The 14,456-nt window shown below is 70.1% G+C and carries 11 protein-coding genes; 5 read left to right on the forward strand and 6 right to left on the reverse strand.

From position 1 onward, the window contains the following. Nucleotides 1-109 precede the first annotated feature (109 nt). Together ACN6LB_RS20955 and ACN6LB_RS20960 are read left to right on the forward strand one after the other, a co-directional pair. Nucleotides 110-1,264 carry an aldose epimerase family protein gene (locus tag ACN6LB_RS20955; protein ID WP_356132841.1) on the forward strand — a complete coding sequence of 385 codons (1,155 nt, stop codon included), beginning with the start codon at nt 110-112 and terminating at the stop codon, nt 1,262-1,264. Between the two features lie 137 nt (nt 1,265-1,401). Next, complete coding sequence (locus ACN6LB_RS20960; protein ID WP_445027247.1) at nt 1,402-3,150, forward strand: pyridoxal phosphate-dependent aminotransferase; 1,749 nt, start codon at nt 1,402-1,404, stop codon at nt 3,148-3,150. A gap of 21 nt (nt 3,151-3,171) precedes the next feature. Here the strand turns inward: ACN6LB_RS20960 and ACN6LB_RS20965 are convergent, their stop codons facing one another. Continuing rightward, a complete protein-coding gene (locus ACN6LB_RS20965) occupies nt 3,172-4,185 on the reverse strand; it encodes an arabinan endo-1,5-alpha-L-arabinosidase (protein WP_445027248.1) in 1,014 nt (337 codons plus the stop codon). A gap of 223 nt (nt 4,186-4,408) precedes the next feature. On the opposite strand from ACN6LB_RS20965, the gene ACN6LB_RS20970 reads away from it, so the two are divergent. After that, a complete protein-coding gene (locus ACN6LB_RS20970; RefSeq protein WP_445027249.1) occupies nt 4,409-5,194 on the forward strand; it encodes an intradiol ring-cleavage dioxygenase in 786 nt (261 codons plus the stop codon). 31 nt (nt 5,195-5,225) lie between these two features. On the opposite strand, the gene ACN6LB_RS20975 is transcribed toward ACN6LB_RS20970, so the two are convergent. From ACN6LB_RS20975 to ACN6LB_RS20990, 4 genes are all read right to left on the reverse strand, one after another. Beyond that, nucleotides 5,226-6,188: a TauD/TfdA dioxygenase family protein gene (locus ACN6LB_RS20975; RefSeq protein ID WP_445027250.1), complete on the reverse strand. Its 963-nt coding sequence runs from the start codon at nt 6,186-6,188 to the stop codon at nt 5,226-5,228. A 256-nt stretch (nt 6,189-6,444) separates the two neighbouring features. After that, nucleotides 6,445-6,864, reverse strand: coding sequence for a nitroreductase family deazaflavin-dependent oxidoreductase (locus ACN6LB_RS20980; RefSeq protein ID WP_445027251.1), 420 nt, complete (start codon nt 6,862-6,864; stop codon nt 6,445-6,447). 108 nt (nt 6,865-6,972) lie between these two features. Then, nucleotides 6,973-7,578: a response regulator transcription factor gene (locus ACN6LB_RS20985; protein ID WP_445027252.1), complete on the reverse strand. Its 606-nt coding sequence runs from the start codon at nt 7,576-7,578 to the stop codon at nt 6,973-6,975. Between the two features lie 2 nt (nt 7,579-7,580). After that, complete coding sequence (locus ACN6LB_RS20990; RefSeq protein WP_445027253.1) at nt 7,581-8,813, reverse strand: sensor histidine kinase; 1,233 nt, start codon at nt 8,811-8,813, stop codon at nt 7,581-7,583. A 188-nt stretch (nt 8,814-9,001) separates the two neighbouring features. Between ACN6LB_RS20990 and ACN6LB_RS20995 the strand changes: the two genes are divergently transcribed. Continuing rightward, on the forward strand, nt 9,002-9,661 hold the full coding sequence (locus ACN6LB_RS20995; protein ID WP_445027254.1) for a hypothetical protein: 660 nt from the start codon (nt 9,002-9,004) through the stop codon (nt 9,659-9,661). A 234-nt stretch (nt 9,662-9,895) separates the two neighbouring features. Next, the gene (locus ACN6LB_RS21000) at nt 9,896-12,931 is read left to right on the forward strand and encodes a beta-galactosidase (RefSeq protein WP_445027255.1); all 3,036 of its coding nucleotides are present in this window, start codon (nt 9,896-9,898) and stop codon (nt 12,929-12,931) included. Here ACN6LB_RS21000 and arfA read toward each other — a convergent pair. Continuing rightward, nucleotides 12,928-14,439 carry an arabinosylfuranosidase ArfA gene (gene arfA, locus ACN6LB_RS21005; RefSeq protein ID WP_445027256.1) on the reverse strand — a complete coding sequence of 504 codons (1,512 nt, stop codon included), beginning with the start codon at nt 14,437-14,439 and terminating at the stop codon, nt 12,928-12,930. The genes ACN6LB_RS21000 and arfA overlap by 4 nt on opposite strands. Nucleotides 14,440-14,456: the final 17 nt, after the last annotated feature.

The following is a 14,456-nucleotide window of genomic DNA, read 5'->3' on the forward strand; positions in this document are numbered from 1 at the left end:
GCGGTCCAGCCCGAACCGGCTCCCACAGGAACAACAGAAAGACACTGCACGGCTACGCATCGCACATGTCGGGGAAGGGGAATTCCCCATCATTCACGAGGAGCCGCACATGGAACTGAACAGACGCACAGTAATCGCGGGCGCCGCGGCTGCGGGCATCGCCGCGACCACCCTCGGCACGGGCACCGCACAAGCAGCCCCGGGAGGCGGGAAGCCGGTGAAGTCGCTGTTCGGCAAGCTCGCCGATGGCACGAAGATCTACAGCTGGGCCCTGGAGAACGGCGGCACCCGCCTGAAGGTCCTCTCCTGGGGCGGCATCGTCCAGTCCCTGGAGATCCCCGACCGGCACGGCCGCTACACCAACGTCTCCCTCGGCTTCGACAACATCGAGGACTACGTCGCCAAGACGCCGTACTTCGGCGCCCTGATCGGCCGCTACGGCAACCGCATAGCCAAGGGCCAGTTCAGCATCGACGGCAAGGCCTACCAGGTCGACGTCAACGACGGCGTGAACAGCCTGCACGGCGGCGCCAAGGGCTTCGACAAGCGCGTGTGGGACGTCGAGCCGTTCACCAAGGGCTCCGACGTCGGCCTGCACCTGTACTACACCAGCGTCGACGGCGAGATGGGCTACCCCGGCACCCTCAAGGTGAAGGTCACGTACACCCTCACCAAGCAGGGCGACTGGCGCATCGACTACGAGGCCACGACCACCAAGGCCACCGTCGTCAACCTCACCAGCCACGTCTACTGGAACCTCGCCGGCGAGGGCAGCGGCACGATCGAGAACCACGAGCTCACGATCGCCGCCGGCCGCTACACGCCCACCGACTCGGGCCTTATCCCCACGGGCGAACTGGCGACGGTGCACGGCACGCCCTTCGACTTCCGCAAGACCAAGGCGATCGGCCGCGACATCCGCGACGGCCACGTCCAGCAGGTGCAGGCCAAGGGCTACGACCACAACTGGGCGCTCGACAAGGGCATCACCGCCAGGCCCGAGCACGTAGCGACCCTGCGCGAGCCGCACTCCGGTCGCACCCTGCGGATCTCCACCGACCAGCCGGGCCTGCAGTTCTACTCCGGCAACTTCCTCGACGGCACCCTCACCGGCACCGGCGGCCGCACCTACCGCCAGGGCGACGCCCTCTGCCTGGAGACGCAGCACTTCCCGGACGCGCCGAACCACCCGAACTTCGCGTCGACCCTGCTGCGGCCGGGCCAGAAGTACCGCACGACGACGGTCCACTCGTTCGACGCGTGACGTCACACTTCTTTCACATGAGTTGAACGGCGCAACGCCTGTCTCCGTATCTCTGGGTGGCCCGTGCTCCCCCGCACGGGCCACCCAGAGACGGAGGACCCGACCTCCCCACCGGGTCCGCCCCATACGGAGGTTCCATGCCCGACAACGTCACCTCGCTGTTCCGCGGCACGGCAGCGCACAGCCCCTCGATGGCTGCGCTGGCGCGTGAGGGCGACGGTACGGGTCCGGTGGACTTCTGCATTCCGTGCAACCCGTACTTCCCCACGCCCGCCATGTTCGACGACCTGGCCGGCCGGTTGCGCGAGATCATCACGTACTACCCGAGCAGCGCCGACACGATCACCGGCGAGCTCTGCAATCTGCTCCAACTGCCGCCGCAGTGCGTCGCGATGGGCAACGGCTCGACCGAACTCATCACCTGGATCGACCACTTGCTGGTCCGCGAGTCCATAGCCATCCCCGTCCCCACCTTCGGCCGCTGGACCGACCAGCCGATGGAGACCGGCAAGCGCGTCGACATGTTCCCGCTCCAGGAGTCCAGCGGATTCGCCCTGGACCTCGCGCAGTACGCCGACTTCATCCGCAAGCGAGGCACCCGGGTCGCCGTCCTGTGCAACCCGAACAACCCCGACGGCGGCTTCATACCCCGCCAGTCGCTCGTCCAGTTCATGGACTCGATGGCGGACCTGGACCTCATCGTCATCGACGAGTCGTTCCTGGAGTTCGCCGACGCGGAAGCCGACCCGAGCGTCGTCGAGGACGCGGTGATGCGCCCCAACGTGATCGTGCTGCGCAGCCTCGGCAAGAACTTCGGCCTGCACGGCATCCGCTTCGGCTACCTCGTCGCCAACCCGGCCCTCGCGGGCAGAGTGCGCTCGATGCTGCCCAAGTGGAACCTCAACTCCTTCGCGGAGACCGTGGTGTTCATGCTCAAGGACCACGGCGCCGAGTACATGGAGAGCCTGCACATGGTCCGCCGCGACCGGCTCGACATGGCCCGCCAGCTCTCCGGGCTGCCCGGCCTGACGGTCTACCCGTCGCAGGGCAACTTCCTCTTCGTGCGCCTCCCCGTGGGTGCCGAAGGCACCGTGGTCCGGGACCGACTGCTCACCGAGCACCGGATCCTGGTCCGCGAGTGCGGCAACAAGATCGGTTCGTCCAGCCGCTTCCTGCGGCTCGTGGTGCGCCCCCAGGTGGACGTGCGTCGCCTGGTGTCCGGCCTGGAACAGGTGCTCTACGGGACCAGGAGGGGAGCCGCCGTGCCCGAGCTGGGCACCGGGACCAGCTACAGCTCGGGTACGGCGGCGGTGGACCGTCTGGTCAGCGCGACCAACGGGGCGGGGATGCAGGGGCTGGCCGCGCAGGCGAACGCGTGGCCGGGGCCCGCGGCGGCCCAGCCCGCGCCGATGCCCATGCCGGCGCCCGCCCCGGTACCGAGCCTGCCGCCCGCTCAGCCCGCGCCGCAGCCCGCGGCAGCGGCGGTGAGCTACCCGGCCCCCCAGCCCGCCGCCGTGGCGAACTACCCCACTCCGCAGCCCGCCGCCGCGGCCGGCTACCCGAACCCGCAGCCCGCTGCCGTACCGAACTACCCGGCCCCGCAGCAGCCCGCCGTCTGGCCCGCACCTGCCGCGGCCCAGGCCCCGGCGCAGACCCCCGGGGCGATGCCGGGCCTGGCACCGGCCCCTGCACCCGTCCAGGCCGCCGCCATGGCCGCCGGGCTGCAGCCCGTCGTACAGACCGGCATGCCAGGCCTCGCCGCCTCCCAGGGCGCCCAGGGCGGTCTGACCGCCGCACAGGTGCGCGGCCGCACCCAGCCGGAGCCGCAGCCGCAGCCGACCGGATGGCCGGCCGCGGCGCGGGCCCTCTACAACCAGGCCGGATAGCCCAGGGGGCCGGTCGGTCCGTCAGTACGCGACCGGCCAACCGGTGCTCCAGCTCAGCAGGTTGATGCCGAGCTTGGGAGTGCCGTTGTCGTTGCCGTCGTAGTAGTGGTAGACGATCAGGTCCCCGTCGGTGTCGGCCATGATGGACTGGCCGCCGGGGCCGATGACCCTGCCGTGCGACTCCAGGACGGGCGTGCCGCCGTTGCTCATCATGGCGACGCCGTTCTTGTCGTAGTACGGCCCGGTGATGCTGGTCGCGCGGCCGACCTTGACCTTGTACGTCGAGCTGGTGCCGTTGCAGCAGACGTCGTACGAGGCGAACAGGTAGTAGTAACCGTTTCGCTTGACGATGTACGGCGCCTCGACGGCCTTCGTGCCGGTCGGCCGGGAGGCGATCGAGTAGCGCGTGGTGTTGGAGGAGAGCTGCTTCGCGGTCGAGGGGTCGATCTGGATCATCTTGATCCCGGTCCACCAACTGCCGAAGGAGAGCCACCACTTGCCGTTGTCGTCGACGAAGAGGTTCGGGTCGATGGCGTTGTAGTCGCTGGAGGTCGTGGACGTGTAGACGACCCCGTAGTCGGTCCAGGATCCCGGCAGTCCGGTGCTCGAACCGGCCACACCGATGGCGGACTTGTTGGATCCGAAGGTCGAGACGGCGTAGTACATCAGGTACTTGCCGCCGTGGTACGAGATGTCGGGCGCCCAGGCCTCGGTCGCATACGTCGACCACCAGCTCGGCTTGGTGGTGAAGGCGTCGCTTCCGGCCGTGAAGGCGGTGCGGTCGGTCGAGGTCTTGTAGCCGAGACCGCCGCCGGTGGCGTACAGCAGGTAGCGGCCCGACGAGGTCTTGACCATCGTCGGGTCGTGCACGATCACGGACCCCGTGACGGTGCCGGGGTTGGGGTAGGCGTTCGCCGTGCTCGGCACGAGGGCGAGCAGAACGGCTGCGGGGATGGTGAGGAGGGCGGTTCTGCGGGACGTACGCGAGGTGCGGGAGCTACGTGGGTTGTGGGAGGTGCGGGAGGTGCGGCTCATGCGGATCCTCCGGGCTCTATGGGTTCGAAGTCTCGAACGGCGACCGTGTTCTCGGACGGCTCTGGCTGCGAAACGTAGAATCGAAGCGCTTGCGCGTCAACGCTTCGGACGCAGAAGTTAAAACGATTCACGAACTCCCTTGGCTGAACACAGGGCTTGACGGTTCGTCACTTTGCCCAACACACAGGGCTCCGACAGCATGCGTCCCTACGGTGCCGTGTTCATGACAGACAACCCGCTGAACAACAGCGCAGAGCCCAGAGTCGGGCGTCGTACCGTCCTCATCGCCACCGGCGCCACGGCCGCCGCACTGGCCGTGGCCGCGGCGGCACCCACATCCCCCACCGCCGACACGGCGTCCGCCGCGGACGCGGCCCCGGTCGCCGCCGCGGCCGTCTGCACCCTCACCAAGGAGATGACCGAAGGCCCCTACTACCTCGACGGACAGTACGTCCGCGCCGACGTCACCGAAGGCAAGGCCGGCGCCCCGCTCAAACTCGTCCTCACCGTCGTCGACGACGACACCTGCGTGCCGCTGAGCAACGCGCTCGTGGAGATCTGGCACTGCGACGCGCTCGGCGAGTACTCCGGATTCGTCGGCGGCAACGGCCACTCGGAACCGGACGACGGGACCTTCCTGCGCGGCGGTGTGCTGACGGGCACCGACGGCGTAGCGAAGATCACGACGATCTACCCGGGCTGGTACCGCGGACGCTGCGTCCACATCCACCTCAAGGTGCACACCGGCGTCACGCTCACCTCCGACGGCTCGTTCACGGGCGGCCGCGAACTCCACACCGGCCAGCTCTTCTGCAACGAGACCATCACCGCGGCGATGGCGAAGGTCAGCCCGTACTCGACCAACACCGTCACCCGCACCACCCTCGCCCAGGACTCCATCTACGACGACGGAGGCGCCGCGTCCGGCCTCCTCACCCTCACCGCGCTGGGCAGTTCGGCCTCCGCGGGCTACACCGGCACGCTGGCGGTGGGCGTCGAGACGAGCTGAAGAAGCACAGTGACCGGTCGGCGGGTGTCCTTCAACTCCCCAGTGGTGCACCGCAGATGGAGTCGGAGGGCCTGCCGTCCGGTCCGACCGGCACGTCCCCGGCGAGCATCACGCGGTGCATGATGCGCGGGAAGTCGAGGTGCCCGGTGTCGCTGGGGGCCAGGTGGATGGTGGCTCGGTTGTCCCAGAACGCCACGCTGCCCGGCTCCCAGCGGAAGCGGACGGTGTACTCGGGCCGGGTGACCTGCTCGACGAACAGTTCGAGCAGCAGCCGGTTCTCCGCGCGCGACACATCGAGGATCTGCTCGACGTAGTAGCCGTTGACGAACAGCAGCCGCTCGCCGCTCTCGGGATGCACACGCACCACCGGGTGGACGGTGGCGACCTGGTGGTCCTGGAGGTGCTGGACGTAGGCGTCATGGCCGGGGCGCGGCTGGTAGCCGACCCCGAGGCGGTGCTCGGCGCGCAGCCGGTCGGCGAACTCCCTTACCGGCTCCGAGAGTCCGGCGTACGCGGCCGCCAGGTTCGACCACGTCGTGTCCCCGCCGTACGGCGGCACGGTCTCGGCGCGCAGGATGGTCGCGGCGGGCGGATTCACCCGGGCACCGTGGTCGCAGTGCCACCCCCGGGACAGGGTGTGCCGCCGCCGCTCCAGCCATTCCTGGTGGTCCATCCCGTAGCGTCCGGCCAGCTCCAGCCGGTCGGCCGTGGTCTCCACCTCAGGGAAGCCCTCCGGCGAGGCCTTGCCCCGGGAATGCAGCACGACCGGCTCACCGAAAGGCCGGGCCAGTGCGACATGGGCGGCATGGTCGAGCCGCTGATCCCGGAAGAACAGCACCTTCCAGCGCAGCAGCGCCGCCCGGATCACCGCGACGGCCTCGTCGTCCAGCGGGCCCGCCAGATCGACGCCGGTGATCTCGGCCCCGGTGTACCCGGTCACGGGATTGACCTTGACCCCGGCTCCGGCCTCGGCCTTCGCAGTATGCGTCGTCACGTCCGCCTCACTCCGCTTTCGCTCGTGCAGGAACTGGTGCGGCCAGTAGATCAGCTGCAAGGCGGGCGGCAGCGCCCGAACAGATCGATCCGGCCCGCACGGTCTTGCCGGGCGGTTCCGGTTCTCGTTCCAGCACCTCCGAGCGGTCGGAGGGCGCCTGTACGCGCACCTGTACGAGCACCTGTACGCCTTCATCACGTACGCCACCAAGTGGCCGGGCGCCCACACGAACCGCACCAAACTTGCCCTGGATGGGTCACGCGGAGTGGCGGACGATCCGGAACGTAGGGTGGTCGGCCGGTTCGGGGAGTTCGCGGAACGTCTCGCTGACCGTGGGGAACTTGCCGAACTGGCTGAGGTAGTCCTCGATCAGCGGTGGCCGTTCCGCGACCGGCACCTCGACCGCGTCGAACTCCTCGACCCGGCCCTTGCGGGCGAGGCGCCCGCTCCCGGCGGCGCGCAGATTGCGCGACCAGTCGGTCTGCCCGCGCGGGGCTATCAGGTAGCGCTCGCCCTCGTGTTCGAGGACAGCCACCGGCACCTTGCGCCACTGGCCGCTCTTGCGGCCGCGTACGGACAGCGTGCTCAGGACGCTCCTGGCGAAGAGCTTGGCCATCCGGTTTCCGATGACCCGCGCGCCCCAAGGGGGCCGCAGGTAGCGCGACTCGGCTGTCATCGTGCCTCCTCATACGGAATACGGAATTCTGTGGGACCCCACGGAGTCCTAGGGAGCCATACGAGGCCCTACGAGGCCTCTTGTACGGGTCTATCGCGAACTCGCCCATCAGATCCAGCCCTGTTGCCACGCGTGATGGGCGGCGGCGTGACGGGTGGGCGTGCCCAGCTTGGACATGGCGGCGGACAGGTAGTTGCGGACCGTGCCGGGCGCCAGGCTGACCACGGTGGCGATCTCGGCGACCGAGGCTCCGGTGCGGGCTGCCCGCAGGACCTCCAACTCCCGGTCGGTGAGCGGGCAGTCGTTCTCGGTCAGCGCCGACGCGGCGATGTCGGGGTCGACGTAACGGCGTCCGGCGGCGATGTCGCGGATGATCTCCGCCAGCCTGGCTGCCGGGGTGGTCTTGGTGACGAAGCCGCGCACGCCGGCGGACAGGGCGCGGCGCAGCACGGCGGGTCGGGCGTGCCGGGTGACGATGACGACCTGGGTGGGCAGTTGGCCGTCCCGGATCTCCTCGGCGGCGCGCAGGCCGTCGGTGGGCGGCATCTCCAGGTCGAGTACAGCGATGTCGGGGCTGTGCTCGCGGGCCAGCCGTACGGCGTCGGTGGAGGTCGCCGCCTCGGCGACCACGGTGAGGTCGTCCTCAAGACCGAGCAGCGCGACGAGGGCACTTCTGAGGAGGTCCTCGTCGTCGGCGATCAGCAGCCGGATCATCGTCAGGCCTTCCGTTGCGTCGGCAGCGACGCCTCGACCACGAAGCGGTCGCCGTCGCGGTTCCAGGTCAACTCGCCGCCGGCCGCCTCCAGTCGCTCCGCGAGGCCGCGCAGGCCCGTGCCCTCCAGCCCTGCCGGGTGCTCGTCGGCACCGTCGTTGCTCACCCGGAGACGGGCGAGACCGCCGGTGACGCGGTAGTCGACCTCGGCGTGCCGCGCCTGGCTGTGCCGGAGCACGTTGGTGGTGGACTCGCGCATCACCAGACCGAGGAGGTGACGGGCCGGGTCGGCCAGACCGGAGGTCAAGTCGGTCGCTGAGGCGGCGGGTTCGAGGTTCAGCGTGGCATCGATGTCGGCGGCGGCCAGCACCCTCGTCGCGTTCACGATCTCGTCGTCCAGCGTCGTACGGCGGTAGCCCTGCACCACGGCCCGGGTGTCGCTGAGGGCGTCGACCGCGAGTCGCTGGACGTCCTTCATCTCCGCCGCCGCCCGCGCCGGATCCCTCTCGACGAGCCGGGCCGCCAACTCGCTCTTCAACGCGATGACTTGGAGGTGATGGCCCTGAATGTCATGCAGGTCTGCGGCGAACCGCAGCCGCTCGTCCTTGACCGCCACCTCCGCCTCCAGCCGCCGCGCGTCATCCAGTCGCCGCGCGGTGTCCCAGGCCCACAGGGGGCCGAGCGTCACCCAGACGGTGAAGGCGACGAGCCCGGCCGGGAAGAGGACGGCGTATGCCAGGTCGTGGCCGCCGTCGCCGTAGGCCAGGGCGACGGCGCCGCCTGGCAGCAGCGCGAGGACGACGACGTAGGCGATGAGTTGGCGTCTGCGCCGCGGTGGGAGGTACGTCGCGGCGATGGCCACGACCACGGCCGGCGCGACCGGCCATAGCCCGTAGTTGTGCCGGGCGAGCGGGAGCACTGCGAGGACAACTCCAGCCGCGCTGGCGGCGATCAGCCATCCCATGGGCGGCCCGCTGCCGTCCGTGTCCGGCATCGGCCGCAGCGCCAGCCGCCGACTCAGCAGCACCACGCTCGCCACCACCTCGACCACAAGTGCGGCGGCACTCGGGCCACGGGCCCACAGCGGGACATCGCCGTCGAGGGTCCACTCCCCGACGAAGGCGACCAGGACGCACGCGGTCATGCCCGGCACGGTCCACCAGGTGTAGCGCCGAAAGCCCGCCAGTCCGGGCCTGCGCGCGTCCGCGCCGTGAACGATCGATCCGTCGTCCCCCATCGGGCCATTGTGGCCCAGGCCGCGGCCCATGACACCGCATGACAGATGTCACGCGAGGACGTGACAACTCCACGCGCTCCCCTGCGGATTCGCCACTACTGGGCGACATCGCCCCGCAGCAGGCTGAAGACATCCCACCGAACCACCCAAGAACCCAACCACCCAAACACCCAAGACCGGAGGCCACCATGACCGCTCGACCCACCTCCCGACTCACCGCGCGACCCACCCCTCGACCCACCTCCCGTACCCCTGACACGACCACGCCCCCTCCGGCGCCCGACGAGCGGCACCCGGCCGCGGCGCTCGTACGACGACGCCTGCCCACGCTGCTGGCCGTAGCCGTCTGGATCCTCAACCTGGTCGTGTCCGGCTCGCAGGACGTGACGGACGCCGTCGACGGTTTCGGGGAGGTCCTGCCGCTGCTGCCCCTGATCTACGTGATCGTCCACCAGCTCGGCACGCCCCGGGCGACGTGGCCGGTCCTCGGCGCGGGCGTGGTCGCCATCTTCGCCCTCCCCTTGCAGGACGCGGTCGCCCCCTCCACCGTCCTCGTCGCTCTGGCCCTGGCCGTACTGGTCTGGGGCGCCCTTCGCAGGACCCCGCACGACGGACGAACCGGTCTCGGCATCCAGGCCGCGGGCACCCTCGTGTTCGCGGGGCTCGCCCTGGCCGGCCTCGCGGTGGACCCGGACCTGGGCCGGTACTTCGTGGCGGCCGGCTGGTTCTTCCACGGCGGCTGGGACTTCGTCCACCTGAGGCGCGACCAGGTCGTCTCCCGTACGTTCGCCGAGTGGTGCGGCGTCGTGGACGTGCTCGTCGCCGCCCAGCTGCTGTTCCTGGTGTGACGACAGCGCTAGCGGGCCGCTGCCCGACGTCAACGGGCCGCCTCCCCTTCACCAACCCGCCCCCTCCCCGTCACCAGGCCGTACGGCAGGCCCACGCGGCGCCCCTGCCGTCCAAACCGCGTAATCCGCCCGCGTCGAGCACCCCGGGCGGCCGTGCCGACCGGTTGCTGCGTGGAGAATGGCCCCCACACCCGCACCGCCCGCACCACGCAGCATTTGCCCAGGAGGCTTCTTTTGGCGCTCAGCAGACGTACCTTCGGAGCCTTCGCCGGTACGACCGCGCTCGGTCTCGCGCTGAGCGGCAGCGCCGGGGCGGAGGCCCCCTCGGCCCATGCGGCGCGGTCCGTGCCGACGGGGCCCGCGCCCGAGCCGCCGGGAGCCGACGGACAGAAGCACACGGTCGGCTTCGACCGGTACTCGCTGCTGGTCGACGGCAGGCGTCTCGTCGTGTGGTCGGGCGAGCTGCACCCCTTCCGGCTGCCGAGCCCGTCGCTGTGGCGGGACGTGCTGCAGAAGATGCGGGCGCACGGCTACAACGCGGTCAGTATCTATGTGGCGTGGAACTACCACTCCGCGGCGCCCGGTCACTACGACTTCACCGGCGTCCGCGACCTGGACCTGTTCCTGCGCATGGCCGCCGAGACCGGCCTGTATGTCATCCTGCGCCCCGGCCCTTACATCAACGCCGAGGTCGACGGCGGCGGTTTCCCCGGCTGGCTGACGGCGACGAAGGGGACGGCGCGGACCGCCGACCCGACGTATCTGTCGTACGTCGACGAGTGGTTGACCGCCGTGAACCGCATCGTGGCCAAGCACCTCTACACCAAAGGCCGCGGCACGGTCCTGCTCTACCAGATCGAGAACGAGTACGACGCCCATGTCACCGAGCCCACCGGCCGCGCCTACATGTCCCACCTGTACAAGAAGGTGCGCGCCGACGGCATCGATGTGCCGCTGTTCCACAACGACAAGGGCAGGAACGGCTATTGGGTGCCCGGCTCCTTCGACACCGGTGGCGAGAAGGGGCGTTGGCTGTACGGCTTCGACGGCTACCCGTCGCCATCCGGGAACCCGCCGGACTGGGGGCACTTCGGGATCGGCGGCGGGCAGGGCGGCGCCACCGCCAGCCCGCGGACGCCCGGGTTCGTCCCGGAGTTCGGCGGCGGCTGGTTCGACCCGTGGGGCGGCGGCTGGTTCAAGGGCAAGGGGTACGAGGAGTCGCGCCGCACGCGTGACGCGGCGTACGAGCGGCGGTTCTATCTGACCAACCTCGCCAACGGCATCACGCTCCACAACGTCTACATGACCTTCGGCGGCACCTCGTGGGGCTGGCTGCCCGCGCCGGTCGTCTACACGTCGTACGACTACGGGGCGGCCTTCGACGAGGCGCGCAACGCGACCGCGAAGCTGGCCCCGATGCATCAGCTCGGCCATCTGCTGCGGCACGTACCGGACTTCGCCAAGCTGGAGCGGGCCGCCGCGGTGAAGGCCGGGGACGACCGGATCAAGGTGTACCACCTGACCAACCCCGACACCGGCTCCCATGTGTACGTGCTGCGCAACGACAGTACGGAGGAAGTCACTTCGGACCTTCCCGCCGCCGACACCCAGGTGCCGGTCACGATTCCGGCGCGCGACGCCCGGCTGATCACCACCGGACTCGCCCTGGGCAGGCGGAAGTTGAAGTACGCCACCGCGCAGCCCATGCTGTCGTTCACCGCGGGGCGCCAGGACATCGCCCTGTTCGTCGGGCGGCCCGGCGAGCGGGCGCAGATCGTGCTGGAGTGCCCGACCGAGCCGACGGTCACCCGGCTGGACGCCGAGGCCGGATGGCTGTGGGACCGCGGCCTGCTGTACGCGTCCGCCACCCTCGGAGTCGGCGGCCTGACCCGGCTGCTGATCGAGGGCGACGGCATCGACACCCCGCTGCTGCTCCTGCTCGCCGACGACGCGACCTCGCTGCAGCTGTGGCCCTACGAGACCCCGTCGGGCCCGGTCCTCGTGTACGGCCCGGCGCTGCTGCGAAGCGCCTCCCTGCGCGGGGACACGGTCCACCTCACCGGCGACACGGTCGCGAACGGGACGGGCCTGGAGGTGTGGGGGCCGCGCGGCATGGGCGAGGTGGTGTGGAACGGGGGCACCCTGCGCACGCTGCCCACCCTCGGCGGGAGTCTGCGGGCCGAGCCGGTGATCCCCGGCGTGGGCGAGGTGAAGCTGCCCGCGCTCGGCGGCTGGCGGCGGCACACGGAGAACCCCGAGTCCGAGCCCGGCTTCGACGACAGCGAATGGCAGGAGGCCGACAGGACCTCGTCGTACAGCACGACACCCGTGCCCGCCGGGCAGCCCGTGCTGTTCGCGGACGACTACGGCTTCCACTACGGGGATGTCTGGTACCGGGGCCGCTTCACGGACACGACCGGCACGGAGTCGGTGTCGCTGTCCTACAGCACGGGCACGCAGGGGCTGCTGATGGCCTGGCTGGACGGGGAGCCGCTGGGCACCCATCGGATGCCGGTGCCGGACAATGCCTCGGTGCGGCAGGGCAGTTGGGCGGCGACCGCCACCTGGCCGGTTCCCAGGAAGCAGCGCACGACCGGCCCGCACGTGCTCTCTGTCCTCGTCCGGCGCATGCAGCACGATCAGGACGGCAAGGCGCTCGACACCCACAAGGCGGCCCGCGGCCTGACGGCGGTGACCTTCGAGGCAGCCTCCACGGAGGCCTCCACGAGGTCCTCCAAGAAGACCTCCAAGCAGGCCTCCCCGAAGGTGAGTTGGCGTCTTCAGGGCGAGACGGCCGTCGATCCGGTGCGCGGGGTGATGAACAACGGCGGGCTGTTCGGGGAGCGCGAGGGGTGGCATCTGCCGGGGTTCGCGGACCGCGGCTGGCAGCTCGTCGACCTGCCACGGGCGGACCGGCGACAGGGCGTGACCTGGTACCGGACGGGTTTCCGGCTCTCCGTCAATCCGGGTGTGGACGCCTCGATCGGGCTCACCCTGACCGACGACGCGTCCCGCGCCTATCGCGTCCAGATCTTCCTGAACGGCTGGAACATGGGCCAGTACATCAACGATGTGGGCCCACAGCACACCTTCGTCCTGCCGAACGGGATCCTCCGCACACGGGGCGCCAACACACTCGCCCTCGCGGTCCTGTCCGACGGAACCACACCCGCAGGCCCGGGTGACGTGAAGCTGACACTGCTGGGCAGCGCGGCCGGAGGAGTGCCGGTGACACCGGTCGACTCCCCCGGCCACGCGTCCACGAACTAAGCCAGCCTGATCACGTTCCAGGACAGCGGCTCCAGGACGGCGGACAACCGGCCGTCCTGGAGAGCGGTCCCCTCGACCGCGTGCGGGGCGACCCGCTCGGGCTCGGCGAGGGTGTTTCGGGCGTCCGGGTCGGCGTCGGCGAGCGCACTGTGCTCCACCACCGACGTCAACTCCAGCCCGTTCAGGGCGACTTCGAGCGGCAGGGACTCGGTCCGGCTGCGGTTGACCGCGAAGACCGTGACCGTGCCGTCCTCGGCGCGCACGGCGGTGGCGTGCAGCAGGTCCGCCTCGCCGTACTTCTTGGTCTCGTACGTCGGTGAGTCGACCCGGACGTCGAGGACCTGGCCGCGGCCGTACTTGGAGGCCTGCGCGAACGGGAAGAACGTCGTCTGCTTCCACGCCGGGCCGCCCGGCTCGGTCATGATCGGCGCGATGACGTTGACCAGCTGGGCGAGACAGGCGACGGTCACCCGGTCCGCGTGCCGCAGCAGCGCGATGAGCAGCGAGCCGAAGACGACGGCGTCCATGACGCTGTAGTTGTCCTCCAGGAGACGCGGGGCCTGAGCCCAGTCCCGCGCGCCGGAGTTCTCGATCTCGTGCCACTCCGAGATGTACCAGACGTTCCACTCGTCGAAGGAGAGGTTGATCTTCTTCTTCGACTTCAGCTTCGCGCCGATGTGGTCGGCGGTGGCGACCACGTTCTCGATGAAGGACTCCATGTCGACGGCGGAGGCCAGGAAGGAGTCGACGTCACCGCCCTCGGGCTGGTAGTAGGCGTGCAGGGAGATGTGGTCGACGAGGTCGTACGTCTCCTCCAGGACCGTCGCCTCCCACGCGGCGAAGGTGGGCATGGCCTGGCTGGAGGAGCCGCAGGCGACCAGTTCGACGGACGGGTCGATCTGGCGCATGGCGCGCGCGGTCTCGGCGGCGATCCGGCCGTACTCCTCGGCGGTCTTGTGACCGGTCTGCCAGGGGCCGTCCATCTCGTTGCCCAGGCACCACAGCTTGATGCCGAACGGGTCCTTGTCGCCGTGCGCGGCCCGGAGGTCCGAAAGGGCCGTGCCGGCGGGGTGGTTGGCGTACTCCTGCAGTTCGAGGGCCTCGGCGACGCCCCGCGTGCCGAGGTTCACCGCCATCATCGGCTCGGCCTGCGGGCCGACCTTCTTGAGGAAGGCGATGTACTCGGAGAGGCCGAAGCGGTTGGTCTCGGTGGAGCGCCAGGCCAGGTCGAGGCGGCGGGGGCGCTCGTCCGCCGGGCCGACCGAGTCCTCCCACTTGTAGCCGGAGACGAAGTTGCCGCCGGGGTAGCGGATGGCGGTGACGCCCAGCTCCCGGACCAGCTCCAGCACGTCGGTGCGCAGGCCCGCCTCGTCGGCCGAGGGGTGGCCCGGCTCGAAGATGCCGGTGTAGACGCAGCGGCCGAGGTGTTCCACGAAGGAGCCGAAGAGACGGGGGTTGACCTTGCCGATGGTGAAGGCCGGGTCGAGGGTGAAGCGGGCGGTGCTCATGTGCGCCTTTCGGGGTG

The organism is Streptomyces sp. SAS_270 (assembly GCF_052543295.1).

Coding starts and splice junctions, on each gene's coding strand:
- ACN6LB_RS20955 (WP_356132841.1), top strand. CDS start 110: ATGGAACTGAACAGACGCACAGTAATCGCGGGCGCCGCGGCTGCGGGC.
- ACN6LB_RS20960 (WP_445027247.1), top strand. CDS start 1,402: ATGCCCGACAACGTCACCTCGCTGTTCCGCGGCACGGCAGCGCACAGC.
- ACN6LB_RS20965 (WP_445027248.1), bottom strand. CDS start 4,185: ATGAGCCGCACCTCCCGCACCTCCCACAACCCACGTAGCTCCCGCACC.
- ACN6LB_RS20970 (WP_445027249.1), top strand. CDS start 4,409: ATGACAGACAACCCGCTGAACAACAGCGCAGAGCCCAGAGTCGGGCGT.
- ACN6LB_RS20980 (WP_445027251.1), bottom strand. CDS start 6,864: ATGACAGCCGAGTCGCGCTACCTGCGGCCCCCTTGGGGCGCGCGGGTC.
- ACN6LB_RS20985 (WP_445027252.1), bottom strand. CDS start 7,578: ATGATCCGGCTGCTGATCGCCGACGACGAGGACCTCCTCAGAAGTGCC.
- ACN6LB_RS20990 (WP_445027253.1), bottom strand. CDS start 8,813: ATGGGGGACGACGGATCGATCGTTCACGGCGCGGACGCGCGCAGGCCC.
- ACN6LB_RS20995 (WP_445027254.1), top strand. CDS start 9,002: ATGACCGCTCGACCCACCTCCCGACTCACCGCGCGACCCACCCCTCGA.
- arfA (WP_445027256.1), bottom strand. CDS start 14,439: ATGAGCACCGCCCGCTTCACCCTCGACCCGGCCTTCACCATCGGCAAG.